Raw genomic sequence first — 25,237 nt, forward strand, 5'->3', positions numbered from 1 at the left:
GCAAGGCAAGAGGCGGCATCCCACCCATCTGATGGGGGACATGCCGCCTCCGGCACTGCCGGGGGGAACCGGTTGATTTTCCATGTACTTGTGCCCGCCAGGCTTGGGCGGGGGAGGATAGAGCTATGGCGCTCCTCAGTTTCGAGCGGCAGTATCGCGTGCGCGGAGGCACGTTGATCGGCGGGGACCTTTTCGACTTTTGGGTCGGCCCGTTCTACGTTGGGTTTTTCGGAGTGATCACGGCGATCTTCGCCTCGCTCGGAACCGCCCTCATTCTCTACTGTGCCTCACAAGGCGGCACGTGGAACCCCTGGCTGATCTCGATCGCCCCACCTGATCTCAAATACGGCCTGGGGTTTGCCCCGCTCAGTCATGGCGGATTCTGGCAGGTCATCACGGTCTGCGCGATCGTATCGTTCACATCGTGGGCGTTGCGAGAGGTCGAAATCTGCCGCAAACTCGGCATGGGCTTTCATGTGCCCATCGCCTTCGGGTTTGCGATCTTCGCCTACGTTTCGCTGGTGGTGATCCGTCCGGTCTTGCTGGGTGCCTGGCACTTCGGCTTCCCCTACGGGATCTTCAGCCACCTCGATTGGGTGTCGAACACCGGCTACCAGTACCTGCACTTCCACTACAATCCGGCGCACATGCTGGCGGTGTCGTTCTTCTTCACCACCTGCCTCGCGCTCGCATTGCACGGCGCGCTGGTGCTGTCCGCGGTCAATCCCAAAGAGGGTGAGACCGTCAAGACGCCGGAATACGAAGACACCTTCTTCCGCGATCTGATCGGTTACTCGATCGGTACCCTGGGCATCCACCGCCTGGGCCTGCTGCTGGCGCTCAACGCCGGCTTCTGGAGCGCGGTCTGCATCATCATCAGCGGCCCGCTCTGGACCAAGGGCTGGCCGGAATGGTGGAACTGGTGGCTCAATCTGCCGATCTGGTCGTGAAGGAGGACTAGCCATGGCTTACCAGAATATCTTCACCCAGGTTCAGCTCAGCCATGCCCCGGAAATGGGCATCGGGATGAAGCCCGGCAGTGATCCTCGCGGCACCGCCGTAGGGTTCAACCACCTCTTTGGCCGCTTTGGCCAGGCCCAGCTCGGCCCGATCTACCTTGGATGGACGGGGCTCCTCGCCCTCCTGTGCGGGTTCATCGCGTTCGAGATCATCGGGCTCAACATGATGGCATCAGTGAACTGGAACCCCATCCAGTTCGTCCGCATGCTGCCCTGGCTCAGCCTCGAACCGCCGGGGCCGGAATACGGCTTCTCGCCCATCGTTCCGCTCGCCAAGGGCGGCTGGTGGATCCTCGCCGGCATGTTCCTGACGCTCTCGGTCCTGCTGTGGTCGATCCGGACCTACCGCCGGGCCCGCGCACTCGGCATGGGCACCCACGTATTCTGGGCGTTCATGTCAGCGATCTGGCTGTACCTCGTGCTCGGCTTCATCCGGCCCGCCTTCATGGGCAGCTGGTCTGAAGCGGTGCCCTTCGGCATCTTCCCGCATCTCGATTGGACTGCTGCGTTTTCGATCCGCTATGGCAACCTGTTCTACAATCCGTTCCATGCCCTCTCGATCGCCTTCCTTTATGGCTCGACCCTGCTCTTCGCGATGCACGGCGCAACCATTCTGGCAGTCGGCCGCTACGGCGGTGAGCGCGAGATCGAGCAGATCACCGATCGCGGTACTGCATCGGAGCGTGCGGCCCTGTTCTGGCGCTGGACCATGGGCTTCAATGCCACGATGGAATCGATTCACCGCTGGGCCTGGTGGTTTGCCGTGCTGACCACGCTGACCGGCGGTATCGGCATCCTGCTCACCGGCACCGTTGTCGATAATTGGTACCTTTGGGCACAACAGCACCACTACGCGCCGGCCTATCCCGACACCGGGGTCGTCGATCCGGCATTGGGGAGCACGGGACAATGAGAAGCACCATGCTACTGCGCCTCGGCGCGGTCCTCGCCGGCGCGGCACTGCTCGGTGCCTGCCAACTGGAAACCAAGTCCGCCAAGCAATATGGCTATCGCGGCACCGGCATGGATCAGATCACGCTCGCTGCGGCGAGCAAGAAGATCGATCCGATCAATGTCGTGCCGCCGCCGCCCTATGATCCGCCCAAGCCGGGTGGCCGTCCTGCCAAGGAAGCCTATCAGAACGTGCAGGTTCTGGGGGACATCTCGGAGGACGAGTTCAGTTACACAATGGCCGCGATCACGCAGTGGATCGCACCGGAGCAAGGCTGCAACTACTGCCACAATCCGGCGAACATGGCTTCGGACGAGATCTACACCAAGAAGGTTGCGCGGCGGATGCTGCAGATGACCCGGAAAATCAACACGGGCTGGACACAGCACGTTAAGCAGACCGGTGTTACCTGCTACACCTGCCACCGTGGTCAGGCCGTTCCCACGGAAAACTGGGCGCTGCCGGCAAAGGGCAATCCGGACACGATCCTCGGCAACAAGCACGGCCAGAATGCGCCGATGGTCAGCACGGCCTATTCCTCGCTGCCCAACGCTGCTTTCGCAAAGTACCTGTTTGACGCGAATTCCAGCAACATCCGGGTCCAGTCGAAGTATAGCCACCCCTCGCCGCTCGACAAAACATCGGTCATGGATACCGAGGGCACCTACAGCCTGATGATGCACACCTCCTCGGCGCTGGGCGTGAACTGCACGTTCTGCCACAATACCGACTCGTTCCAGGCGTGGAACAGGAGTACCCCCAAGCGCGTTGGCGCCTGGTACGGCTACCGGATGGTGCGTGACATCAATGGTGAATACATCGGCACACTCGCCAGTGTGTTCCCCAAGCACCGGCTGGGCCCGCAGGGTGATCCGCTCAAGGTCAACTGCACGACCTGCCACCGCGGCATCAACAAGCCTCTCGGCGGTGTATCGATGGTCAAGGACTACCCGGCCCTGCGGCCGACCGGTCCGATGATCACGGCAGCGGCTGCTCCTGCCCCGGCAGTTCCGGCTGCGGCGGCAACCAAGATGCCCTGACCCCGGTCAAGCAACACAACACCCCCGCGCACGCAACCGGCGCGGAACACCTGGCCCCTGCGATCCCACACGGATCGCGGGGGTTTTCTTTTTGTGGGTGGGGCTACTGCGGAAATAAGTGCAGCATAGCGGGCATCAAGCCTTCTGGCGAGACAACCGCGCTGTTGCAGACCTTTGACGATGCGTTAGCCTGAACCATGCGTGACGTTCACCACCTGCAGATCAGTGCGATCCTTCGCGGCGATTCCATCCGCTGGCATCTTCTGGGCTTGGTGGCAGATCTCGGTCTGCCAGACTGCTGGATCGCGGCTGGATTTGTCAGGAATGCGGTCTGGGATGCCCTGCACAATCGCCCGCCACGGCCACCTTTGGGTGATGTCGATGTGATCTGGTTCGATCCAGACCGCAGTCAGGAATGGCATGATCGCAGTCTTGAAGATGCTCTCTGCGTTGCTGCGCCTTCCATTGACTGGTCGGTGAAGAATCAGGCGCGGATGCACACCCGCAACAACGATCCCCCCTATCAATCTGCAACCGACGCCATGCGGTATTGGCCTGAGACAGCGACAGCCGTGGCTGCGAGGCGCAGCGGGAGGGATCAGATCGAGATTGCCAGCCCGCTCGGCCTGGATGATCTCTTAAACTTGGTGCTCCGGCCGACACAGAGGTTCATAACTGAAAAACTGGCCATCTACGACGAAAGGATCAGTTCAAAGGACTGGACGACAGAGTGGCCGTTGCTAGCCTGCACGAAACCGCTCGCTACGTAACCTCGGTTCTTCTGACTACTGTCCGCGGCTGTGGTACACCCTATGCGGACACGTTACTGCCGAAGAACCTATTGACGCTGCCTTAAGCGTGCAGGCTCGTGGTAGGTGCTACCGTCGCTCTGGATTCCCGCCTTCGCGGGAATGACGAAGGTCAGGTGGCCCATCCGGTATTGTTGTGCTCTACCGCCCCCTGCCCCGGCGCAACATATCCGCCAGATGGACCGGGAACGACGCCGCCAGCGGCAGCGCGATCCACGGCCAGCTAGCGCCGACGAGTGCGGCGCGCAAGGCCAGCATCATGCAGGCGCCGGGGAGCAGGAGCAGCGCGACATCGATCGCGGGGCGGCCTGCGCGCAGCAGGATGAGGGCTTCCACCACGAGCACAGCAAGCACCAGATCGGCCGCGTGGCCGCTCGCGAAAAAGGTGGTGAGGTCGGGCATATCAGCCGGTAAAGGGCCCGTTGAGCTGGATCACCTGCCAGTTGAGTGCGCCCGCGACCGAGACCCAGGCGAGATAAGGCAGGAGAAGCAGCGCGGCGCTGCGCGAGAAGCGGCCGCAGGCGAAAATCAGCACGATGATCGAGAACCATAGCACCGAAAGCTCGACAAAGGCCCAGTCCGGCCGGCGCAGCTGGAAGAACAGCACTGTCCAGCTCACATTGAGCGCGCCGTTGATCGCGTAGAGGCCGATCAGCGTATCGGCTGAACGGCTATCGGGCGCGGCGCGCCAGGCGTTGACGCCGGAGGCGGCGATCAGCGTGAAAACGACGGTCCAGATCATGCCAAAGGCGGGCGGCGGCGGGTTCCAGCTGGGCAGGCGCAGGCTCAGATACCAGCCGGTCGTGTCCGTCATCGTGCCGCCCACCCCGGCAACCACGATCGCCGCGATCGCGGCAATGGCGATCGGCAGTCCCCAGGGCCTGTTACCCATGGGCGTGTTCAAGGGTGCGCTGCCCTGAGGCCAAGGAGATGCGCTGTGTCTTTCAGGAAGATCCTGAGGTGCGCCATCGGATCGGCGCGGACCAGCTTCTTGTTCATATAGGCCTGCCAGGTCAGCTTCTGCACATCGGGATCCGCGCACATTGCCACGAACCGCTCGCGGCGCTTGTCGCTGGAATACCAGAAGTATTGCATGATGCCGAGGATCAGGAACACGCGGCCATGTTCGCGCATGAAAGTGCGCCGCGCTGCCTTCAGCGCGCTGGGCTTGCCGGTGAGCAGGAACTGATGCGCGGCGTTGGCGGCATGGCGGCCGCAGGTCATCGCATAGTAGATCCCTTCGCCCGAGGCGGGCGCGACGACGCCGGCGGCATCGCCTGAGACGAGAACGTCGCGGCCGTTGTCCCAGCGCTTCAAGGGTTTGAGCGGGATGGGCGCGCCTTCGCTACGCACCGTTTCGCAATGGGCAAGACCCATCTCCTGGCGCATCGTGGCGACCGAACCGCGCAGCGAAAAGCCCTTGTTGGCGCTGCCGACGCCGATGCTGGCGGTTTCGCCATGGGGGAAGACCCAGCCATAGAAATCGGGCGAGACGCGCCCCTGGTAGATCACATCGCAGCGCGCCGGATCGTAGCCCTGATCGTTGGCCGGCGGAGACTTGATGATCTCGTGATAGGCGAAGACGCATTTGACGTTTTCACTGTTGGAAATGCTGTCGCGTGCGACGCCTGAACGGGCGCCGTCTGCGCCAATGACGAGCCGCGCGCGGACGCGGTGTTCCGGTCCGCCACGGTTTTCGCGGTAGACGACCACGGCGCCTTCGGCCCCGTCGCGATCGATCCGCTCGAAGGTGCCGGTACGGCGTTCTGCCCCCACTTGCGCGGCGCGATTGCGCAGCCATTCATCGAACACGTCGCGATCGACCATGCCGACATAGCCGATCTCGCCCACCGGCATGTCTACCGCGCGGTCCGACGGGGCGACCATGCGCGCGCTGCGGGCGCGGGCGACGAGGAGGCTGTCGGGAATGGCGAATTCTTCCATCAGGCGCGGGGGGACTGCGCCGCCGCAGGGCTTGATGCGACCTGCGCGGTCGAGCAGCATGACCGAATGGCCCATGCGCGCCAGATCCGCGGCAGCGGTTGCCCCGGAAGGCCCGCCGCCCACCACCACGACGTCGAATTCGATCCCGCTCATGCTTCCGCCTCCCGCAAACTGATTGACGCGCCCTGCCCTGCAATGCGCGCTGCCATGACCGCCGCAGCCATGAACAGCATGGCCTCCAGCGCAAAGATTGTCTGAAAGGCGCCGCCATCGCTTTCCGCATGGCGCGCCAGATCGACGCCGATTGCCCCGGCGAGCCCACCGAGCCCGAAGGCGATGCCCTGCGCCGCGCCCCACACGCCCATGCGCACGCCGGTATCGGCACCGGACCCGCTACCCGCCAGGCTCATCATCGCGCCGATGGCGGAGACCGCGAACACACCGTTGGCAAAGCCGAGCGCGGCGATGTTGGCGGCGAGCGGCCAGCCCGGCCCCACCCCGGCACCAACCGCAAGGCCCGCGAGCGCGAGCGCCGAACCAACGCAGCCGGCGGCGATCCAGCCCCGAAGTTCTCCGGCGGCGCGGCCAGCAAAGGCGCTGCCGCCGATACCGGCCACGATCATGCCGAGGAGCACGCCGCTGTGCTGGACGGCGGAGAGCGAGGTCGATTGCGCGGGGCTCATGCGGAACACGATCCCGGCGAAGGGTTCGAGGATGAGATCCTGCATCGAATAGGCGAGCATCGAGAGGAACACGAACACGGTGAAACGCCGAGCTGCGGTTTCAGCGAAGACCGCGCGCAGGGCATCACCGAGGCTGGTCTGGCTTGCAGGTTCGGGGGTGGCGGCCTGAACGCCGCGTTCCAGCCGGAAGGTGGCGAGCACCGTGAGCACGAGTGCGGCGAGCGCGATGCCACCCGAGACTTGCACGAGCCTGCCCCACGAGAATGGCTCGAGCAGCGCGCCAGCGGTGCCCGCAGACAAGACGATGCCCATCACCATCATGATCCAGGTGACGGCGGCGGCTGCGGCGCGGCGCTGCGGCGCGACACCTGCGGCGAGGAGCGCGAGGAGCGAAGTGCCTGCCGCGCCGACGCCCGCACCGATCAGGATGAAGCCGAGGAGCAGCAGCGCATTGCTGGGCAGCGGGGCGAGCGGCAGCGCAAGGACGGCGAGCATGGCGCCGAAACCCAGCACCGCGACGCCGCCGATGATCCACGGCGTGCGGGCATGGCCGCGATCCGAACCGTGGCCCCAGACGGGTCGCGCGAGCTGCACGGCATAATGGAGCGCGACGAGCCCGGCAGGGACGGCGGCGGCCATTCCGTATTCGACGACCATGACCCGGTTGAGCAGCGAAGTGGCCAGCATGACGATCGCGCCGATGGAGGCCTGAACCAGACCAAGCCGAGCGATGGAGAGCCAGCCGAAGCCGGAGGGCGTGCCAGCGCGGGCCATCACCAATGGCCGCCAAGGCCGCCAGCGGCTGCCAGCATGCCGAGGACGTAGAGCGTGACGCCAGTCCCGCCATACCACGGCGCGCGTTTGGCCGGGTCGGCGATCAGCTTGGGCATGAGCGCGAACTGCACGGCGAGCACCAACGCAACGATGCCAGCAGAGAGCATGAGGCCTTGCTGCACGAGGTAGATCGCGACGATCACTTGCGCGAGCGCCATGACCCCGCAAGCGAACAGGGCGGCGTTGCGCACGCCGAGCACGACGGGGAGCGAGCGCACCCCGGTCTGCTTGTCGCCCTCTACCGCCTTGAAATCATTGAGTGTCATGATGCCGTGCGCGCCGAGGCTGTAGAGCACGAGGACGACGAGCACTGGCGTGGACGGCAAGGTGCTGGTCATCACGGCGGCGCCGGTGAACCAGCTGAGGCCTTCATATGTGAGGCCGACGAGCGCAGGGCCCCACCAGCCGCTCGCCTTGAGGCGGAAGGGCGGCGCGCTGTAGGCCCAGGCGGCGGCAAGGCCGACGAGCGATGCGACCATGACCCAGATACCAAGCGCCGCGCCCACCGCGAAGGACAACACCGAGCCCACGCAGGCGATCCAGAGGCCCCAGCGGCCGGGGATACGACCCGAAGGGATCGGGCGATTGGGCTCATTGATGGCATCAACATGGCGATCAAACCAGTCGTTGATGGCCTGGCTGTTGCCGCAAACCAGCGGGCCGGCAAGGAGACCGCCCGCGACGATCGCGATCCAGTGGCCGGAAGCAGGCTGGCCCGACGACACGACCCCGCACATGAAGGCCCAGATCGGCGGGAACCAGGTGATCGGCTTGAGCAGCTCCAGCACGTCACGCGGGGCGGGGCGCCGAATGTTCTTGGCGGTGGCAGGAGCCCCGGGCTGGGCCGAAGTGGCAGGCTGCGTCATACCTCGGAGGGTATGGTTGACACCCACAAGTGTCAATTGATTCTTACACTTGCAGGTGGGACGCTATTCGCTCTCACCCACGAGATTGCCGAGCCCGTAGCGGTGCAGCTTGGAATAGAGGCTCTGGCGGCTGAGGCCGAGGATTTCGGCAGCCGAAGCGCGGTTGTCCGAGGTGTAGGCGAGCGCGGCTTCGATGCAGAGGCGCTCGATCAGGTCGGTACTCTCGCGCACGATTTCCTTGAGCGAGGCGCGTCCGACGAGCTCGGTCAGCTGCTCGACCGAGCGGGGCAGATCGAGCGGCGTGGGCGGCAGATCGCGCAGGCGGCGGCCGATCTCGCGGATCGCGAAGCCATAGCAGGGGTTGTCGCCCGAGGTGCGGACAGCGGACAGCTCCACCGGCTCTTCCAGTTCGGAATCGCGGGCGCGGACGACCGTGCTGACATTGCGGGCAAGGCCGTACTTGGTGAGTTGGCCTTCGATGAGATCGAGATCGATGCCGGGACGACCGACGAATTCGCCGAGCGGACGGCCGCGGATCTGATCGAGCGAGGCGGCGCGCGCCAGTTCGAGGAACGCGATGTTGGCCGCAATGATCCGCATGTCGGAATTGGCGACCACGAAGGCATCGGGCATGCGCTCGACAATATCGAGCAAAGTGGCCGCGCCTTCGGTGTTGCGGCTGCCGGGGCTGCCGAGCCGCACGAGCAGGTAGCGCCCGCCGAGCTGGCGGAAACCCGTGGCGGAAATGGTCAGTTGCTGGCGCGCGCGTTCAAGCTCGACCGAGAGCGGGGAAACCTCCGAGGTCGTCAGCACCGCGCCGAGATAGGCGATCAGCGCATCGCGCGAACCGCGCGCGACGAGGCTGGAAAGCTTGGCACCGACAAGGCTGCCGGGGCGCGCTTCGAGCACCGAATGCGCGGCCGGATTGGCTTCCTGGATGCGCTGGCTGTCCGCCTCCACCAGCAGGACCGGTTCGGAGGACAGATCGAAGAGCAGACGATAGCGTGTCTCGATCTGGCGAAGGCGCATGTAGTCGCGCTCGAGCGACTGTTGGGCCTGAAGAAGGCGTTGCTGCAGCACGACCGCATTGCGCATGTCGCGCCCGACCGCGATGAGGTGCTTGCTACCCTCAAGCCGGATCAGGAGATAGCGGACCGGGATATCGCCGGCGCTGCTGGTGTGGTTGATCTGGCGCCAGCGATTGCCCGCGTCACCATGTTCGCCCAGCAGCATGTCCTTGACCTTGCTGCGGCTTTCGACCGTGACGATGGCGTCGAAGTGCTGGCCGATCCAGCTGTCACAGCCTGGAAAGTCCTGCCGATTGGCGGCGACATCGAGGATGTGGCCTTCAGGATCGAGCGCGAGGGTGACATCCCCCGAGGCGATCACAAGGCGCATGGCATCGGCCGGGCCGATACCGTTGAAAGCGGATTCCAACCGTGAAAACGGTGTCTTGTCCGCGAGGGCGCGTTCGGGTTCTACCACGGTGGCGACCGGCCCTAGCCGGCGTTCACGGTCCGGTGCGGAGCCGCGCCGACCAGACGGTTGGCGAGAGCGAGCGCTCCGGGTGCATCAGCCGCCGAGCCATCTGCGCCGGCTTCGAGAGCCATCGCCGGATTGGCATTCACTGCTTGCCCCCCTACCAGAATACTGACGTCTTGGCACATGGACACGCTGCGGATCGCCTTGATCGTTCTTGCGAGGGACTCGGTAGTAACATCGCATGAAACGGTCAAGCCGACGAGATCATAGGATTTGTTGGCAACTTTCGCGACCAGTTGGCGCATGTCCGGGGCGACCAGAACTTCGCTGTCCCACGCGGCGCGGACGAACACTTCGTGCACCATCGTTGCGCCGAAGCTGTGCTGTTCGCCCGGGATGGGCGAGAACAGCGCACGGCGCGGGGCAATGAGCGGGCCGGTGATGATCGGGCTGCCCCAGGCAATCTCGCGCATCACTTCCTGAAGGCGCCAGAGGCCGATGGTGACATCGAGGAAATCGCAGAGATCCTCTTCCCAAAGGACGCCAAGGCGGCGCGCGGCGGGCGCCAGCAGATCGACGAAGATCGCATCGATACCGACCCCGCGCGCGAGGTACTCCTCGACATGGATGAGCAGTTCATCCGCCTGCAGCGTGAGCGGAAGCGCCGAGAAGCGCGCGACATCCTCGGCCGTGATCAGGCCGCCACCGCTGGCTACCGAGCGGCAGGGGCGAGTGCGGTGCGCGACCAGGAGCTGGGGGATGATCTCACCCTCGATCAGGGTGCTGATGGCCGCGTTGGAATTGGAGCCGGAACGCTGCTGACGCCGCGAGCTTCCGCCCCGACCGCCGCCGCTGTTACCGCCGCCAATGCCCTTGCGGCGACCGTTCACCGGCACGCCGGTATGTTCCTCGTAAGCAGCACCCGGGTCCGCCTTGCGGGGCCCCTGGCCACCTTGTGGCCCGCTCTTTCCAACCGCCAAGTCCATGTCAGACTCTCCCGTCTGCCGCGGCAACATGACCACGTGGGGATAGTGGTACAAGACACTCCGACTCTTTCCCGTAGGCAAGACGTACGCCGAATGCCGGACCTTGGCAAACCCAATGATGTCAATTTTTCTTGTCGTCCAATTTTATTGACAGTCCGTTCGAACGAGTCGTAAGCTGCTCGTTGCGAAGAGGATGGGACGCAAGAAATGTCGGAAGCTCGTACGACAGCGCTGCGCGGAATCAGGTCCGGATCGGACCACCGCCACAGCGCTCGCGGGTCGGCCCGGCAGGCCCGCCCGCTATACACTCCTGAAGAACAGCAACGGCGTGACAACACGGTGTGGACACTCGTCCAGGGCCTGCTCGCCCCGTTCCAGTTCCTCGTGTTCCTGGTTAGCCTCGCGCTTGTCGTGCGCTGCCTGCTGACGGGTGAAGGCGCCTTTGCGGCAGACCTTTCTGTGATCGCCAAGACGCTCACGCTCTATACGATCATGGTCACCGGCTCGATCTGGGAAAAGGTCGTCTTCGGCAAGTGGCTCTTTGCCCCGGCGTTCTTCTGGGAAGACGTTGTCTCGATGCTCGTGATCGCCCTGCACACGGCCTACATGGTCATGCTGGTGGGCAAGATCGGCACGCTGGAAGCACGCCTCGCCATCGTGCTCGCGGCCTACTTCGCCTATGTCGTCAACGCCGCGCAGTTCGTGCTGAAGCTGCGGGCGGCCCGGCTCCAGGCCCAGATGCTCAAGGGAGCCGCCGCATGAGCCCTGCACAAGCACTCGCCGCTGCAGAAACGTCGCGCGACGGCGGTCTCGAAATTCTGCGCGAGCGCGGCCAGCGCGAGGTTTTCTGCGGGCTTACCGGTATCGTCTGGCTGCACCGCAAGATGCAGGACGCCTTCTTCCTCGTCGTCGGTTCGCGCACCTGCGCTCACCTGCTGCAATCGGCGGCGGGCGTGATGATCTTTGCAGAGCCGCGCTTTGCCACGGCGATCATCGAGGAACGCGATCTCGCCGGCATGGCCGATTGCCACGCCGAGCTGGACCGCGTGGTGGATCGCCTGCTGGCGCGCCGCCCCGAGATCCGCACGCTTTTCCTCGTCGGCTCTTGCCCGTCCGAGGTGATCAAGCTCGATCTGAGCAACGCCGCGCAGCGCCTTGGCGCAAAGCACGTGCGCAGCGAAGGCCGCGAAGGTGTGCGCATCCTCGCCTATTCGGGCAGCGGGATCGAGACGACGTTCACCGAAGGCGAGGACGCCTGCCTGACCACGCTCGTGCCGGAAATGCCCGCCGAAGCGCCGGGTGCGCCGCTCTCGCTGGTCATGGTCGGCACGCTGCCGGACATCGTGGAAGACCAGTTCCTGCGCCTGTTTGCCGAACTGGGCATTGCCCATGTCGGCGTGCTGCCGGCGCGGCGATCTGGCGGCCTTCCGCCGGTTGGCCCCAATACGCGCTACATTCTGGCCCAGCCGTTCCTTGGCGAGACCGCGCGGGCTCTGGAAGACCGCGGTGCGGTGCGCATCGATGCGCCCTTCCCGTTCGGCGCCGAAGGCACCGCTGCATGGCTGACGGCTGCCGCCGCCGCCTTCCGAATCGACGAGATGCACGTCAACCGCGTGATCGCGCCGGGCCGCGAGCGGGCCAAGCGGGCGCTTGAGCGGTATGTGCCCACCCTGAAGGGCAAGCGCATCTCGTTCATGCCGGACTCGCAGCTGGAAATCCCGCTTGCGCGGTTTCTGGCCAACGAACTGGGCATGATTCCGGTCGAAGTGGGCACCCCCTACCTTCACCGCGCGCATCTTGCCGCCGACCTTGCCCGCCTGCCCGAGGGTACGCGGATCAGCGAAGGGCAGGATGTGGAGCGCCAGCTGGATCGGGTCCGCGCCGACCGGCCCGACCTTACCGTCTGCGGGCTTGGCCTTGCCAATCCGCTCGAGGCCGAGGGCCTTGCCACCAAGTGGTCGATCGAACTGGTGTTCTCGCCCGTGCACGGCTTCGATCAGGCGGGTGACCTCGCCGAACTTTTCGCCCGGCCACTGCGCCGCCGTGATGTGCTGAGGATTTAGGCCCATGCAACTTGCCGTCTGGACCTATGAAGGACCGCCGCATGTCGGCGCCATGCGGGTCGCGACGGCGATGCGCGGAGTGCATTACCTGCTCCACGCGCCGCAGGGCGATACTTATGCCGATCTGCTGTTCACGATGATCGAGCGGCGCAATGTGCGCCCGCCTGTCACCTACACCACGTTCCAGGCCCGCGATCTGGGCAAGGATACCGCGAGCCTGTTCCAGAACGCGGCGCGCGATGCGGTGGAACGGTTCAAGCCGCAGGCGCTGCTGGTTGGCGCTTCGTGCACGGCAGAGCTGATCCAGGACGATCCAGCAGGCCTCGCCAACAACATGGGCCTGCCCTGCCCGGTCATCCCGCTCGAGCTGCCCAGCTATCAGCGCAAGGAAAACTGGGGCGCAGCGGAAACGTTCTACCAGATCGTGCGCCATCTGGCGGATACCTCGGTGCGCCCCGCCCCGCGTGAAGGGCGCCGTCCGCGCGTCAATCTGCTGGGACCCGCTGCGCTCGGCTTCCGCCACCGCGACGATGTGATCGAAGTGCGCCGCATCCTCGACCTTCTGGGTATCGACGTCCATCTCGTCGCACCGCAGGGCGCATCGCCCGAGGATATCCGCACCATCGGTGCGGCTGACTTCAACATCGTGCTTTATCCCGAGATCGGCGATGAAGCCGCGCGCTGGCTCGACAAGACCTTTGCCCAGCCCGCGATCCGCACCGTGCCGATCGGCGTGGGTGCGACGCGCGCCTTCATTGCCGAAGTGGCCGCGCTCGCAGGCGTCGATCCGGCCCCTGCGCTGAACGACGGTGCCTCGCGCATGCCGTGGTGGAGCCGTTCGGTCGACTCGACCTACCTGACGGGCAAGCGCGTGTTCGTGTTCGGCGATGCGACCCATGCCGTGGCTGCCGCGCGGATCGCGCATGAGGAGCTCGGTTTCACGGTCTGCGGGATCGGCTGCTACAACCGCGAATTCGCGCGCGACATCCGCAATGCCGCCAAGGAATACGGCCTCGAGCCGCTGATCACCGACGATCACCTGACAGTTGAAGAAGCCATCGCTGCCGCCGCGCCCGAGCTGGTGCTCGGCACGCAGATGGAGCGGCATATCGCCAAGCGGCTCGGCGTGCCCTGCGCGGTGATTTCCTCTCCGGTGCACGTGCAGGATTTCCCGGCGCGCTTCAGCCCTCAGATGGGCTTCGAAGGCGCGAACGTGATCTTCGATACCTGGGTCCACCCGCTGGTCATGGGGCTGGAAGAGCACCTGCTTACCATGTTCCGCGACGACTTCGAGTTCAGCGACGCGGCAGGCCCGTCGCACCTTCACGGCTCGGCCCCGGCGCATAGCAAGCCTGAGCCCGTGCTCGCGCCTGCGGGCGATATTCTCATCAAGGAAGAAGCCGCGCCCGTCGCTGCTTCGGACGGCTCGGCCGACTGGACCGACGAAGCCGAGCGCGAACTGCGCAAGATTCCGTTCTTCGTGCGCGGCAAGGCCAAGCGCAACACCGAGAAGTACGCGAATGACATGGGGCTGCCGGCTATCACGCTCGACACGCTCTACGAGGCAAAAGCCCACTATGCGCGGTAAAGCACCCGTCACCACTCCGGATACACCGGTGCGCGTTGTCGTCATTACGCTCGACAACCACCTCTCGGGCGCGTTCCAGCGCGCGCAGGGGCAGTTCGCGCGCGCCGGGACCGGTGTGTCGATCGGTTTCCATGCGGCGGCAGACTGGGAAGAGAAGCCCGGTTCGCTCGACGCCGCGCGGGAAGACATCGCGCAGGCCGACATCATCCTGTGCACGATGCTGTTCCTCGAGGATCATATCCGTGCGGTGATGCCGGCGCTCGAAGCCCGCCGCGACAATTGCGATGCGATCGTCGGCCTGATGTCGGCCGGCGAAGTGGTCAAGCTCACCCGCATGGGTGACTACCGCATGGACAAGCCCGCCACGGGCATGATGGGCCTGCTCAAGAAGCTGCGCGGATCGGGCAAGCCGGGGGCAAGCTCGGGCAAGGGTCAGATGGCCATGCTGCGCCGCCTGCCCAAGCTGCTGCGCTTCGTGCCGGGCACCGCGCAGGATGTGCGCGCCTATTTCCTGACCTTGCAGTACTGGCTCGCGGGCAGTGACGACAACGTGGTGGACATGATCCGCGCGCTGATCGACCGCTATGCCTCCGGCGAGCGTGCCGCCCTGCGCGGCGCGATGAAGGCCGAAGCGCCGCGCGAATATCCCGAAGTCGGCGTCTATCACCCGGCGATGACGCCGCGCATGGCGGCGAGTGCTGCGGCCCTGCCCGCCAGCGCCACTGCGGGCAAGCGCGGTACGGTCGGCCTCCTCATGCTGCGCTCCTATGTGCTCGCCAAGGATGCGCGCCATTATGACGGCGTGATCGCGGCGATGGAGGCCCGGGGCCTCTCTGTGATCCCGGCCTTCGCAGGCGGTCTCGACGGGCGGCCGGCGATCGAGGCGCTGTTCATGAAGGACGGCAAGAGCACGGTCGATGCCGTGGTGAACCTGACGGGCTTCAGCCTTGTCGGCGGCCCTGCCTACAACGATACAGCAGCGGCCGAGGCGATCCTCGCCAAGCTCGACCGGCCCTACATCGCCGCGCATCCAGTGGAATTCCAGACACTTCAGGCCTGGGGCGCGAACCCGCAGGGGCTGCTGCCGCTGGAATCGACGATGATGATCGCGATCCCCGAGCTTGACGGGGCCATCCAGCCGATGGTTTTCGGCGGCCGTGCGGACGGCAGCGGCGAAGCCTGCACCGGCTGCGCCAAGGGCTGCACTTTCGCCGGATCCGGCGTTGCGGGGGTGCGGCAGATGGAAAGCTGCGCCGAACGCGCCGAAGCGCTCGCCGCGCGCGTGGTGAAGCAGATCGATCTGGCCCGCGCGGCGGCAGCGGAGCGGCGCATTGCGGTCGTGCTGTTCAACTTCCCCCCCAATGCCGGCGCGGCTGGCACGGCGCAGTTCCTCAGCGTGTTCGAATCGCTCCACGCCACGCTCAAGCGGTTGGCAAGCGAAGACTACACCGTCGAAGTGCCGGAAAGCGTCGATGCACTGCGCTCGGCGATCCTGATCGGCAATTCGGCGCGTTATGGCACCGAGGCCAATGTCCACACGCGGATCATGGCCGACACCATCGTCGCGCGCGAAACCTGGCTCAAGGACATCGAGGCTTCTTGGGGCCCGGCCCCGGGCAAGCTGCAGTCTGATGGCAGCGCGGTTCAGGTGCTCGGCGCGCAGTTCGGCAACGTGTTCGTCGGCATCCAGCCCGCCATTGGCATCGAAGGCGATCCGATGCGGCTGCTGTTCGAGGGCCGTTTTGCCCCGAGCCACGCGTTCGCCGCGTTCTATCGCTGGCTGCGCGAGGACTTCCAGGCCCACGCCGTGCTGCACTTCGGCACGCATGGCAGCCTTGAATTCATGCCCGGCAAGCAGACCGGCCTGACCGCGCAGTGCTGGCCGGACCGGATGATCGGCGATCTGCCGAATGTCTATCTCTACGCCGCGAACAACCCTTCGGAAGGCGTGCTCGCCAAGCGCCGTTCGGGCGCGACACTGGTGAGCTATCTCACCCCCGCCCTCACCCGCTCGGGCGTCTACAAGGGCCTCGCCGATCTCAAGGCCTCGGTTGAGCGCTGGCGTTCGCTGCCTCCGGGCGACGAGCAGGCCTTGCTCCTGGCCGAACTGATTGCCGAGCAGGCCGAAGCGCTTGACCTCGATGGCAGCGACGTGCCGGCACTGGCCGCGCGGCTTTATGAGATCGAGCGCGAGCTGATCCCGCAGGGGCTTCACATCGCCGGGCAAGCCGCGAGCCGCGAAGAGCGCATCGAGATGGTGCACGCCTCCGCCGAAGCGCGCGGCGAACCCCTCAGCCCGGAAGCCGCCGAACTGCTGGTTGATGGCCGGTTGAAGCTCGATACGCCGCTGCTCAAGGATATGGGCGCGCTCAACGCGGCGCTTTCGGTCAACCATGAGCTCGACGGCATCGTCCGCGCGCTTTCGGGCCGGTTCATCCGCCCCGTCTCGGGCGGGGACGTGTTGCGCGCGCCGGAGATCCTGCCGACCGGGCGCAACATCCACGGCTTCGATCCGTTCCGCCTGCCTTCCGCCTTCGCGGTTAAGGACGGCGCGGAACAGGCGAAGAAGCTGCTTGAGCGCAGCATGGCCGACAGCGGCCACCTGCCGCAGACTGTCGCGATGGTCCTTTGGGGCACCGACAACCTCAAGAGCGAGGGCGCGCAGATCGCGCAGGTCCTCGCGCTGATCGGTGCACGCCCGCGGTTCGACAGCTACAGCCGCCTTGCCGGAGCCGAATTGATCTCGCTCGAAGAGCTGGGCCGCCCGCGCATCGACGTGATCGCCACGCTTTCAGGCGTGTTCCGCGACTTGCTGCCGCTCCAGACCCGCATGCTGGCCGAGGCCGCGCTGCTTGCCGCGAGCGCGGACGAGCCGCTCGAGATGAACTTCGTGCGCGCCCACGCCATCGCGCACCAGGACGAGCATCACTGCGATTTCGAGACGGCGGCGCTGCGCGTCTTCTCCAACGCGCAAGGGGCCTACGGCGCCAACGTCAATCTGATGATCGACAACGGCGCGTGGACCGATCCGGACGAACTGGCCGACAGCTTCGAGCGCCAGAAGGGCTATGCCTACGGCGTGAAGGGCGTGCCGATCCGCCAGGCCGCGATCCTCGCCTCGGCGCTCAAGACGGTCGATTGCGCCTATCAGAACCTCGAAAGCGTCGAGCTCGGCATCACCTCGATCGATCAGTATGTCGACGCGCTGGGCGGCATCAGCCGGGCCGTCACGCGGGCCAAAGGCGGCGAGACCGCACCGGTCTACATCGGCGATCAGACGCAAGGCAGCGGCAAGGTCCGCAGCCTGCAGGAACAGGTCGCGCTCGAAACCCGCACCCGCATCCTTAATCCGGTGTGGACCGAAGGCCTGCTGCGCCACGGCTATGAAGGCGTCCGCGCGATCGAAGGCCATGTCACCACCACGATGGGCTGGTCCGCCACCACCGGCGAAGTCGATCCCTGGGTCTACCAGCGCATCAGCGAAACCTACGTGCTCGACGCCGCGATGCGCGAACGCATGTCCGCCCTTAATCCGCGCGCTTCGGCCCGCGTTGCCAACCGTCTCATCGAAGCGGTCGACCGCAAGTTCTGGTCGCCCGACGAAGCTACTCTCGCAGCCCTCCACGCCGCCAGCGACGAACTCGAGGACCGCCTTGAAGGCGTGATCCCCGCAGGCGTCGAAGCCGTCGCGGCATAAAGGAACCTACCCATGGCGCTACTCGATCCCCCTACCCGCAAGCCAGATGGCGACGGGTCTGTGCAGGTCCGGCTCGATCCCGCTGATCGCATCGGCAATGCCAAGGTCTTTGCCGTTTACGGCAAGGGCGGCATCGGCAAATCGACCACTTCGTCGAACCTGTCCGCCGCGTTCTCGATGATGGGCCACCGCGTGCTGCAGATCGGCTGCGATCCAAAGCACGATTCCACCTTCACGCTCACCAAGAAGCTGATGCCGACGGTGATCGACGTGCTCGAAACCGTGGAATTCCACGCCGAGGAACTGCGGCCCGAAGACTACATGTTCGAAGGCTTCAACGGCGTGATGTGCGTCGAGGCCGGCGGCCCGCCCGCTGGCACCGGCTGCGGCGGCTATGTCGTGGGGCAGACGGTCAAGCTGCTCAAGCAGCACCACTTGCTCGAAGATACGGACGTCGTGATTTTCGACGTGCTGGGCGATGTGGTGTGTGGCGGGTTCGCTGCGCCGCTGCAACATGCCGAACGCGCGATCGTCGTCGCCGCCAATGATTTCGACAGCATCTTCGCGATGAACCGCATTGTCGCCGCGATCAATGCCAAGTCGAAGAACTACGACGTCCGCCTTGCAGGGGTTGTCGCCAACCGTTCGGCAGGCACCGACGAGATCGACCGCTTCAACGACGCCATCGGGCTCAAGCGGCTCGCCCACTTCAAGGATCTCGACGCGATCCGCCGCTCGCGCCTGAAGAAGTGCACCTTGTTCGAAATGCCGGACAGCCCGGACGTGATCGCGGCGCGCGAGGAATACCTCAATCTTGCCCGCATCCTCTGGAACGGCACGCCTGCGCTTGAGGCGACGGCCATGAAAGACCGCGATATCTTCGATTTCCTGGGGTATGAATGATGGCGACGCGCGCATCTTCCGGCTTTGACGCCCAGGTCTCCCGCCACGGCTCGCGCTTCGAGGCCCAGCGCGACAAGCTGACGACCTATTTCGACAGCACGGCGCGCAAAGCGTGGATCGACCTGACTTCGGATGCGAAGGTCAGCGGGATCCGCGCCACCGTGCGCGCAGGCCGCGATGCCATGCGCGACGTGCTGCTGGACTGGCTGCCGCATGACCTGCGGCGGATGCGCGTGCTCGATGCCGGGTGCGGCACCGGCGCGCTGAGCGTGCTGGCGGCGCGGCGCGGGGCCGAAGTGGTCGGCGTCGATGTGGCGGGCGGGCTCGTCGCGATTGCGCGCGAACGCTGCCCCTCGTTCCTCGGCCATGGCCGCATCCACTGGCGTGTGGGCGACATGCTCGATCCCGCGCATGGCCGCTTCGACCATGTTGTCGCGATGGATTCGCTGATCCACTACCGCCCGGACGACATCGTTGCCACGCTGGTTTCGCTAGCCGAGCGCTGCGACGGCTCGATCGTGTTTACCCACGCACCTTCCACCCCGATGCTGCGCGCGATGCACACGATGGGCCTGCTTTTCCCCCGCAGCGACCGCGCGCCCGCCATCATGCCGGTGCGCGATGCGGACCTGATCGCGCGGATCGAGAAGGCCCTGCCCGGCTGGCATGTCGGCCGCAGCAAGCGGATCGGCACCGGGTTCTATATTTCCAATGCCCTCGAACTGGTGCGCGACTGACCATGACCGGAACGCCCGCCATGACCGACACAATCCCGCAGACCCGCCTTTCGCGGATGGCGGGCCAGTGGACGCGCGTGGCGGTGAGCTGGCTGCCCTTTGCCGATGCCGCCAGTGACGAACTGCCTCTGTCCCGCCTGCTGCGCCTTGCGCTGTTCCAGGTGAGCGTGGGCATGGCGACGGTGCTGCTCAACGGCACGCTCAACCGCGTGATGATCGTGGAGCTGCACACCCCGGCCTGGCTGGTTTCGCTGCTGATCGCGATGCCGCTGCTGTTTGCACCGCTTCGCGCGCTGATCGGCCACAAGTCCGATACGCACCGCTCGGTGCTCGGCTGGCGGCGCGTGCCCTATATCTGGTTCGGCACGCTGATGCAGTGGGGCGGTCTGGCGATCATGCCCTTCGCGCTGCTGCTGATGAGCGAGCAGCGTACATTCTATACCGGCCTTGGCGGGGGCGCGCTCGCGTTCCTGCTGACGGGCGCAGGGCTCCACGTGACGCAGACCGCCGGCCTTGCACTGGCGACCGACCTTGCGCGCGCGGACAAGCGCCCGCGCGCGGTGGCGCTGCTGTATGTGATGCTGCTGGTAGGCATGATGGTTTCGGCTTTCGTGATCGGCGGCCTGCTGGTGCCCTTCAGCCCGACCCGGCTGGTGCAGGTGATCCAGGGCGCCGCTGTCGTCACGCTCGTGCTTAACGTGACTGCGCTGTGGAAGCAGGAAGGCCGCAATCCCGGCCGGACCGCGAAGGACCGCGAGGCGCCCGAATTCAGCGACGTCTGGCGCGAGTTCATTGCCGAGCCCAACACGGTGCGCCTGCTTTCGGCCATCGGCCTCGGCGCGGCGGCTTTTGCGATGCAGGACGCGCTGCTCGAACCTTATGGCGCCGAGCTGCTGGGCCTTGCCGTTGGTTCCACCACCATGCTGACAGGCTCCTGGGCGATGGGCGCAATTGCCGGTTTCTCGATCTCTACCCGCGTGCTGGAGCGCGGCTTCGATCCGCTGCGGCTGGCAGGCGCGGGCATGGTCGGCGGAATCTGCGCATTCATTCTCGTGCTGCTGGCGGCTCCGCTCCATTCTGCGGCGCTGCTTGCCGTGGGTGCAGGCGCGATCGGCTTCGGCATCGGCCTGTTCTCGGTCGGCACGCTGATCTCGGCGATGTCGCTGGCGCAGCGCCGCGATTCCGGTGTGGCGCTCGGCGCCTGGGGCGCGGTGCAGGCGACGGCGGCAGGCAGTGCGCTCGCGGTGGGCGGCGTGATCCGCGACACCGTTTCCTGGGCAAGCGGCCCGGGCGGACGCGCGGCAGGCTATGCCACGGTCTACAGCCTTGAAATCGTAATGCTCATTGCAGCCCTGGTGGTCCTTGGACCGCTGGCGGGCAAGCGCCTTGGCCTCTCGGGCGATTTGCCCGGCGGGCAGATGGCTTTGCCGGAGTTTCCGACATGAGTGTTTCCAGCGTGAATGTGGTGGTGGGAATTGCGGCCTCCGGGGCCCTGATCCGGGAAAGGAACGTTCGATGAAAAGCGCATACGTAGTTGGCTCGATTGACGTGGCAGAGCTCGCGCTCTGGGCGTTCTTCCTCTTCTTCCTTGCCCTGGTCTTCTGGCTGCGGCGCGAGGATCGCCGCGAGGGCTATCCGCTTGAAGACGAAATGAACGGATTCATCGAGACCGTTGGCGGGCCGCTCTCGACGGCGCTGCCCAAGACCTTCCACCTGCCATTCGGCCGGGGCAGCGTGTCCTATCCGCTGCCGCGCACCGAAGGCCGCGAGCCGGTGGACATCGCCGCCAAGCGCTACGAGAACTTTGCCGGTGCGCCCTATGTCCCGACCGGCAATCCGCTGGTCGATGGCGTCGGCCCGGCATCCTATGCCAACCGCGCCAAATGGCCCGATCAGGACGCGCATGGCCGCGCCCGCATCGTGCCGCTTTCGACCGAGGATCACATCTCGGTATGGAAGGGCGGCCCTGATCCGCGCGGCATGAAGGTGACTGCGGCGGACGGCCAGGTGGCCGGCACCGTGACCGACCTGTGGATCGACCGTGCCGAGCACCAGGTCCGCTACCTTGCGGTGGAGACCACCAGCGGCAAGCATGTGCTCGCCCCGATGGCGATGGCGACGGTGAGCGCAGCAGGCGTGACCATCGATGCGATCAACGCGGCCGACTATGACGCCGTGCCGCAGCTTGAAAGCGCGACCGAGATCACCCGCTATGAAGAAGAGCGCGTGATCGGCTACTTCGGCGGCGGCTATCTCTACGCCAACGCCGGTCGTCAGGAGCCCATCCTGTGAGAGAGCACGATATCGAGCCGATCCGCGGCCTGCCGGGTGATCTGCCTGCGGGCGAGGCGATCCTCTGGCAGGGCACGCCCGATGCACAGGTGTTCGCCCGCAGCGCGCTGGGCGTGCGGTGGATCGGCGGATACTTCGTGGCTCTCGTCGGCTGGGCGCTGGTCGGCGGCACGCCGCTGGGGGCGCTCATCACGGCAGGCTTCGGCGTGTTGGCGGTGGGCCTCGCGTATGGCTTCGCGCTGCTGGTGGCGCGCAGCACGGTCTACACGATCACCAACCGCCGCGTTGTGCTGCGCATCGGCGTCGCGCTCAGCAAGTGCATCAATCTGCCGCTGGTGAAGCTCAGCGGCGCGGATCTGCGCAATCTGGGTGCGGGCTACGGCGATATCGCGCTGTCGCTCGATGGGCCGAGCATGCTCGGCTACGCGATGCTCTGGCCGCATGCTCGTCCCTTCCGCCTGGCCAAGCCGCAGCCGATGCTGCGCGCACTGCCCAACGCGGCTGAGGCGGCGGGCATTCTCGCCAAGGCAACCGCCGCGATCGTGCCGGTGCAGCAGCGCAGCGAAGCCGCACCCGCCGCAAGCGCACCGCGTCCGGCCTTGGGCGCAAAGGAGGCAATGGCATGAGCCTGGTTCACGATCATGAGCAGACGATGCCCAAGGGTGCCCTTGCCTCGGCGCTGGTCCTCGTAGGAACTGCACTCGCGCTCACCGCGCTGGTCAAGGTTGGCGTGCTGAGCCGCGAGGCGATCCCCGCTGCCGCCCGCACCGAAGCGCATGTCGCACCGGCGGTGGTGCGCCAGCTCACCTTCACCGACCGCGGTGACGGCGCTGTGGTGGTGCGCGATGTCTCCACCGGCGAGACGGTGCGCGTGCTGGTCGACGGCGTGCCCGGCAACGGCTTTGTGCGCGGCGTGATGCGCGGCATGGCGCGCGAGCGGCATTTCCGCGGCGTCGGCATGGCCCCGCCCTTCACGCTGACGCTGTGGAAGAACGGCACGCTTTCGCTGGACGACAAAGCCACAGGCCGTTCGATCGAGCTCGGCTCATTCGGGCCGGACAACCGCGCCGCCTTTGCTGCGCTCCTCCCCGGAGGCGCCGCCTGATGGCCTCCAGCAGGTTCGATACCCCCTGCCGCATCGAGATCGAGCAGACGCCGGAACACTTCCACGCGCATGTGCGACTTGCCGGCGATATCGAACTGCAGCCGGGAGACCGCGTGAAGGTCCACGGCGCGCCGATCCGTGTTGATTTCGGTCAAAGCCTCGCGATTGACCGGATGGCAACGGTGACGCGAGCCGGTCCGCTGGTGCGGGCGTGGATCAGGCTGGCCGCCTATTTCGACCTTACCGAACTCTACGAAGTCAGCTTTACGCCCGGGAGACCGTCATGAACGCCCCTACCACGATCGACCCGAAGTCTTCCGCGCATGAAGAGTTCAGCCGCGCCGCCGCCGCTGCCGGGCTCGACTTCGACAACGGCAGCAGCGCCAAGCTGGATACGATGGCCATGGCGCGCGCCGAAACGGTGCTGAGCCCCCGCTTCTATACCACCGACTTCGCCGCGCTCGATGCAATCGACGTCTCGCCCGTACGTGCCGAGTGGGACGACCTGATCGCCGAGATGCAGGCGGACCGCAACAAGCTGCACTTCAAGCGCACGGAAAGCTTTGAAGGCATCATCGAAGGGCTGGAGCCCGCGCTGCGCGAGGAGTTCACCGACTTTCTCGTCAGCTCGATGACATCGGAATTCTCCGGCTGCGTGCTCTATTCGGAAATGGCCCGGCGCACGCGCAACCCGGACATGAAGATGCTGTTCAAGCTGCTCGCGCGCGATGAAAGCCGCCATGCCGGGTTCATCAACGAAACGCTGAAGGACGCCGGGATCGGCGTCGATCTGGGCTTTTTGACCAAATCGAAGAAGTACACGTACTTCCGGCCGAAGTTTATCTGGTATGCGGTCTATCTTTCTGAAAAGATTGGCTATGCCCGCTACATCACGATCTACCGGCACCTCGCCAAGCACCCCGAGCACCGCTTCCATCCGATTTTCTCGTGGTTCGAGGAATGGTGCAACGACGAGTTCCGCCACGGCGAAGCTTTCGCACTGCTGATGCGTGCTGATCCGAAGCTGCTGACCGGCCTCAACCGCCTGTGGATCCGCTTCTTCCTGCTTTCGGTTTACGCCACGATGTATGTGCGCGATCATGCGCGCCCGCTGTTCCATGCGGCCCTGGGCGTCGATCCGACCGAGTACGACTACAAGGTCTTCTCGGTCTGCACCGCGATCACGCGGCAAGTGTTCCCGATCGAGCTGGAAACCGATGATCCAGCCTTCCGCCGACGGATGGACGACCTGCTGAACGCCAGCAACCGCATTGCGGCCGGCAAGGCGCGCGGCGGCGTGGTGGGGGCGTTCCAGCGCTACAGCGGTGTTGCTGCTGCGGGCCTCGCCTTTGCGCGGATGTACTTCCACCGCACGCGCGAGAACGCGCTGCCCGCCTCGGTGCGGATGCAGCCTTCGTGGTAAGCTTTTCCGGCCATGCAGTGCCCATGGTGGTCACGCTGCTCGTGTGGTTCTTCGCCACCGGGCTGATCGCTTGGCTGGACAACCGTGATCGCAAAACCTTCCCGCGCGCGCTGGCTCTCGCTGGGGCCGGCGGCATCCTCGGGCTTGTCGCGGTGGTGGTCGGCTCGGTCATGCCGGGCATGGCGGGGGCCTATATCGGTTTCGTCGGCGCGCTGATGGTGTGGTCGTGGCACGAGGCGAGCTTCCTGATGGGCGCAGTTGCCGGGCCCCGGCGCGAGCCGAGCAATCCCGCCGCACGCGGCTGGGACCGCTTCATCGATGCCGGATCGACGCTGATCTACCACGAGATCGCCCTCGCGCTCACCGCGCTGATGCTGCTTTCGCTCGGCTGGAATGCGATCAATCCCACGGGGGCCGAAGTCTTCGTGCTGCTGCTGGCGCTGCGTGTTGCCAGCAAGCTTGCACTCTTTGCCGGAGTGCCGAGCCAGGTCGGCGATCTGCTGCCCCCGCATCTCGATTACCTGCGCAGCTATTTCGGCCCGCGCCGCTTTTCGCCCGCGCTTGGGCTGGCACTCGTCTTCACGGTGGGGCTCGCCGCGCTGCTCGGCAATGCCGCGCTTTCCGCGCCTGCGGGCAGCACCGAAGCCGTCCGCGCCAGCCTGCTCTTCGCGATGGCGGCGCTCGGCGTTCTCGAACATGTATTTTTAGCCTTGCCGTTTCGCGACGGCGCACTCTGGGGCTGGGCTTTGCCTGGCCGCCGCAATCACCTGGGCGCTTGAGGGCCCGGATCTGAGTTTTAAGGGAAGGGGTATTT

At 65.7% G+C, this 25,237-nt stretch carries 24 protein-coding genes; 17 read left to right on the top strand and 7 right to left on the bottom strand.

Annotated elements, in window-relative coordinates:
• Positions 1-125: 125 nt before the first annotated feature.
• The 4 genes from pufL (at position 126) to ACO06X_RS05730 (ending at position 3,781) form a co-directional block, all read left to right on the top strand.
• Positions 126-950, top strand: a complete 825-nt coding sequence (gene pufL, locus ACO06X_RS05715) for a photosynthetic reaction center subunit L (RefSeq protein WP_421838995.1) — start codon at positions 126-128, stop codon at positions 948-950.
• A gap of 13 nt (positions 951-963) precedes the next feature.
• The gene (gene pufM, locus ACO06X_RS05720) at positions 964-1,932 is read left to right on the top strand and encodes a photosynthetic reaction center subunit M (RefSeq protein WP_298168461.1); all 969 of its coding nucleotides are present in this window, start codon (positions 964-966) and stop codon (positions 1,930-1,932) included.
• An 8-nt stretch (positions 1,933-1,940) separates the two neighbouring features.
• Positions 1,941-3,011 (top strand): photosynthetic reaction center cytochrome PufC, encoded by a 1,071-nt coding sequence (gene pufC, locus ACO06X_RS05725; protein ID WP_421838996.1) that lies wholly within the window; start codon positions 1,941-1,943, stop codon positions 3,009-3,011.
• Between the two features lie 197 nt (positions 3,012-3,208).
• Positions 3,209-3,781 carry a nucleotidyltransferase family protein gene (locus ACO06X_RS05730; protein ID WP_421838997.1) on the top strand — a complete coding sequence of 191 codons (573 nt, stop codon included), beginning with the start codon at positions 3,209-3,211 and terminating at the stop codon, positions 3,779-3,781.
• A 180-nt stretch (positions 3,782-3,961) separates the two neighbouring features.
• On the opposite strand, the gene ACO06X_RS05735 is transcribed toward ACO06X_RS05730, so the two are convergent.
• The 7 genes from ACO06X_RS05735 to ACO06X_RS05765 form a co-directional block, all read right to left on the bottom strand.
• Complete coding sequence (locus ACO06X_RS05735) at positions 3,962-4,222, bottom strand: hypothetical protein (protein ID WP_421838998.1); 261 nt, start codon at positions 4,220-4,222, stop codon at positions 3,962-3,964.
• Between the two features lies 1 nt (position 4,223).
• Positions 4,224-4,712 carry a TspO/MBR family protein gene (locus ACO06X_RS05740; protein WP_421838999.1) on the bottom strand — a complete coding sequence of 163 codons (489 nt, stop codon included), beginning with the start codon at positions 4,710-4,712 and terminating at the stop codon, positions 4,224-4,226.
• 8 nt (positions 4,713-4,720) lie between these two features.
• Positions 4,721-5,917: a geranylgeranyl diphosphate reductase gene (locus tag ACO06X_RS05745; protein WP_421839000.1), complete on the bottom strand. Its 1,197-nt coding sequence runs from the start codon at positions 5,915-5,917 to the stop codon at positions 4,721-4,723.
• Complete coding sequence (locus ACO06X_RS05750; RefSeq protein ID WP_421839001.1) at positions 5,914-7,221, bottom strand: BCD family MFS transporter; 1,308 nt, start codon at positions 7,219-7,221, stop codon at positions 5,914-5,916. The genes ACO06X_RS05745 and ACO06X_RS05750 overlap by 4 nt, the downstream gene beginning before the upstream one ends.
• On the bottom strand, positions 7,221-8,147 hold the full coding sequence (chlG, locus tag ACO06X_RS05755; RefSeq protein ID WP_421839002.1) for a chlorophyll synthase ChlG: 927 nt from the start codon (positions 8,145-8,147) through the stop codon (positions 7,221-7,223). Before chlG ends, ACO06X_RS05750 begins: the two co-directional genes overlap by 1 nt.
• Before the next feature lie 63 nt (positions 8,148-8,210).
• On the bottom strand, positions 8,211-9,632 hold the full coding sequence (ppsR, locus tag ACO06X_RS05760; RefSeq protein ID WP_421839003.1) for a transcriptional regulator PpsR: 1,422 nt from the start codon (positions 9,630-9,632) through the stop codon (positions 8,211-8,213).
• Between the two features lie 14 nt (positions 9,633-9,646).
• The gene (locus tag ACO06X_RS05765; protein WP_421839004.1) at positions 9,647-10,615 is read right to left on the bottom strand and encodes a cobalamin B12-binding domain-containing protein; all 969 of its coding nucleotides are present in this window, start codon (positions 10,613-10,615) and stop codon (positions 9,647-9,649) included.
• Between the two features lie 240 nt (positions 10,616-10,855).
• Here ACO06X_RS05765 and bchF point away from each other — a divergent pair, with 240 nt between their 5' ends.
• The 13 genes from bchF to puhE all read left to right on the top strand — a co-directional run bounded on the left by bchF (position 10,856) and on the right by puhE (position 25,202).
• Positions 10,856-11,377 (top strand): 2-vinyl bacteriochlorophyllide hydratase, encoded by a 522-nt coding sequence (bchF, locus tag ACO06X_RS05770; protein ID WP_421839861.1) that lies wholly within the window; start codon positions 10,856-10,858, stop codon positions 11,375-11,377.
• Complete coding sequence (locus tag ACO06X_RS05775; RefSeq protein ID WP_421839005.1) at positions 11,374-12,678, top strand: ferredoxin:protochlorophyllide reductase (ATP-dependent) subunit N; 1,305 nt, start codon at positions 11,374-11,376, stop codon at positions 12,676-12,678. The genes bchF and ACO06X_RS05775 overlap by 4 nt, the downstream gene beginning before the upstream one ends.
• 4 nt (positions 12,679-12,682) lie before the next feature.
• On the top strand, positions 12,683-14,266 hold the full coding sequence (gene bchB, locus ACO06X_RS05780; protein ID WP_421839006.1) for a ferredoxin:protochlorophyllide reductase (ATP-dependent) subunit B: 1,584 nt from the start codon (positions 12,683-12,685) through the stop codon (positions 14,264-14,266).
• Complete coding sequence (locus ACO06X_RS05785; protein WP_421839007.1) at positions 14,256-17,963, top strand: magnesium chelatase subunit H; 3,708 nt, start codon at positions 14,256-14,258, stop codon at positions 17,961-17,963. The genes bchB and ACO06X_RS05785 overlap by 11 nt, the downstream gene beginning before the upstream one ends.
• A gap of 12 nt (positions 17,964-17,975) precedes the next feature.
• On the top strand, positions 17,976-18,866 hold the full coding sequence (bchL, locus tag ACO06X_RS05790) for a ferredoxin:protochlorophyllide reductase (ATP-dependent) iron-sulfur ATP-binding protein (protein ID WP_421839008.1): 891 nt from the start codon (positions 17,976-17,978) through the stop codon (positions 18,864-18,866).
• Positions 18,866-19,603, top strand: a complete 738-nt coding sequence (gene bchM, locus ACO06X_RS05795; protein WP_421839009.1) for a magnesium protoporphyrin IX methyltransferase — start codon at positions 18,866-18,868, stop codon at positions 19,601-19,603. Before bchL ends, bchM begins: the two co-directional genes overlap by 1 nt.
• A 20-nt stretch (positions 19,604-19,623) precedes the next feature.
• Complete coding sequence (locus ACO06X_RS05800) at positions 19,624-21,048, top strand: BCD family MFS transporter (RefSeq protein WP_421839010.1); 1,425 nt, start codon at positions 19,624-19,626, stop codon at positions 21,046-21,048.
• A gap of 70 nt (positions 21,049-21,118) precedes the next feature.
• Complete coding sequence (gene puhA / locus ACO06X_RS05805) at positions 21,119-21,895, top strand: photosynthetic reaction center subunit H (RefSeq protein ID WP_421839011.1); 777 nt, start codon at positions 21,119-21,121, stop codon at positions 21,893-21,895.
• Positions 21,892-22,521: a photosynthetic complex putative assembly protein PuhB gene (puhB, locus tag ACO06X_RS05810; RefSeq protein ID WP_421839012.1), complete on the top strand. Its 630-nt coding sequence runs from the start codon at positions 21,892-21,894 to the stop codon at positions 22,519-22,521. Before puhA ends, puhB begins: the two co-directional genes overlap by 4 nt.
• The gene (puhC, locus tag ACO06X_RS05815; RefSeq protein ID WP_421839013.1) at positions 22,518-23,000 is read left to right on the top strand and encodes a photosynthetic complex assembly protein PuhC; all 483 of its coding nucleotides are present in this window, start codon (positions 22,518-22,520) and stop codon (positions 22,998-23,000) included. Before puhB ends, puhC begins: the two co-directional genes overlap by 4 nt.
• Positions 23,000-23,287 carry a hypothetical protein gene (locus ACO06X_RS05820; RefSeq protein WP_298174058.1) on the top strand — a complete coding sequence of 96 codons (288 nt, stop codon included), beginning with the start codon at positions 23,000-23,002 and terminating at the stop codon, positions 23,285-23,287. Before puhC ends, ACO06X_RS05820 begins: the two co-directional genes overlap by 1 nt.
• Before the next feature lie 110 nt (positions 23,288-23,397).
• Positions 23,398-24,423, top strand: a complete 1,026-nt coding sequence (gene acsF / locus ACO06X_RS05825; protein WP_421839862.1) for a magnesium-protoporphyrin IX monomethyl ester (oxidative) cyclase — start codon at positions 23,398-23,400, stop codon at positions 24,421-24,423.
• Positions 24,417-25,202, top strand: a complete 786-nt coding sequence (gene puhE, locus ACO06X_RS05830) for a putative photosynthetic complex assembly protein PuhE (RefSeq protein ID WP_421839014.1) — start codon at positions 24,417-24,419, stop codon at positions 25,200-25,202. Before acsF ends, puhE begins: the two co-directional genes overlap by 7 nt.
• The last annotated feature ends 35 nt before the right edge of the window (positions 25,203-25,237 follow it).

Origin of the sequence: Novosphingobium sp., assembly GCF_965229225.1 — a bacterium.
In the GTDB taxonomy this organism is placed as follows: Bacteria; Pseudomonadota; Alphaproteobacteria; order Sphingomonadales; family Sphingomonadaceae; genus Novosphingobium.

Excerpts from the sequence above, each read along its gene's own strand:
- pufL (WP_421838995.1), top strand. The coding sequence starts at position 126 with ATGGCGCTCCTCAGTTTCGAGCGGCAGTATCGCGTGCGCGGAGGCACG.
- pufM (WP_298168461.1), top strand. The coding sequence starts at position 964 with ATGGCTTACCAGAATATCTTCACCCAGGTTCAGCTCAGCCATGCCCCG.
- pufC (WP_421838996.1), top strand. The coding sequence starts at position 1,941 with ATGCTACTGCGCCTCGGCGCGGTCCTCGCCGGCGCGGCACTGCTCGGT.
- ACO06X_RS05730 (WP_421838997.1), top strand. The coding sequence starts at position 3,209 with ATGCGTGACGTTCACCACCTGCAGATCAGTGCGATCCTTCGCGGCGAT.
- ACO06X_RS05735 (WP_421838998.1), bottom strand. The coding sequence starts at position 4,222 with ATGCCCGACCTCACCACCTTTTTCGCGAGCGGCCACGCGGCCGATCTG.
- ACO06X_RS05740 (WP_421838999.1), bottom strand. The coding sequence starts at position 4,712 with ATGGGTAACAGGCCCTGGGGACTGCCGATCGCCATTGCCGCGATCGCG.
- ACO06X_RS05745 (WP_421839000.1), bottom strand. The coding sequence starts at position 5,917 with ATGAGCGGGATCGAATTCGACGTCGTGGTGGTGGGCGGCGGGCCTTCC.
- ACO06X_RS05750 (WP_421839001.1), bottom strand. The coding sequence starts at position 7,221 with ATGGCCCGCGCTGGCACGCCCTCCGGCTTCGGCTGGCTCTCCATCGCT.
- chlG (WP_421839002.1), bottom strand. The coding sequence starts at position 8,147 with ATGACGCAGCCTGCCACTTCGGCCCAGCCCGGGGCTCCTGCCACCGCC.
- ACO06X_RS05765 (WP_421839004.1), bottom strand. The coding sequence starts at position 10,615 with ATGGACTTGGCGGTTGGAAAGAGCGGGCCACAAGGTGGCCAGGGGCCC.
- ACO06X_RS05775 (WP_421839005.1), top strand. The coding sequence starts at position 11,374 with ATGAGCCCTGCACAAGCACTCGCCGCTGCAGAAACGTCGCGCGACGGC.
- bchB (WP_421839006.1), top strand. The coding sequence starts at position 12,683 with ATGCAACTTGCCGTCTGGACCTATGAAGGACCGCCGCATGTCGGCGCC.
- ACO06X_RS05785 (WP_421839007.1), top strand. The coding sequence starts at position 14,256 with ATGCGCGGTAAAGCACCCGTCACCACTCCGGATACACCGGTGCGCGTT.
- bchL (WP_421839008.1), top strand. The coding sequence starts at position 17,976 with ATGGCGCTACTCGATCCCCCTACCCGCAAGCCAGATGGCGACGGGTCT.
- bchM (WP_421839009.1), top strand. The coding sequence starts at position 18,866 with ATGGCGACGCGCGCATCTTCCGGCTTTGACGCCCAGGTCTCCCGCCAC.
- ACO06X_RS05800 (WP_421839010.1), top strand. The coding sequence starts at position 19,624 with ATGACCGACACAATCCCGCAGACCCGCCTTTCGCGGATGGCGGGCCAG.
- puhA (WP_421839011.1), top strand. The coding sequence starts at position 21,119 with ATGAAAAGCGCATACGTAGTTGGCTCGATTGACGTGGCAGAGCTCGCG.
- puhC (WP_421839013.1), top strand. The coding sequence starts at position 22,518 with ATGAGCCTGGTTCACGATCATGAGCAGACGATGCCCAAGGGTGCCCTT.
- ACO06X_RS05820 (WP_298174058.1), top strand. The coding sequence starts at position 23,000 with ATGGCCTCCAGCAGGTTCGATACCCCCTGCCGCATCGAGATCGAGCAG.
- acsF (WP_421839862.1), top strand. The coding sequence starts at position 23,398 with ATGGCCATGGCGCGCGCCGAAACGGTGCTGAGCCCCCGCTTCTATACC.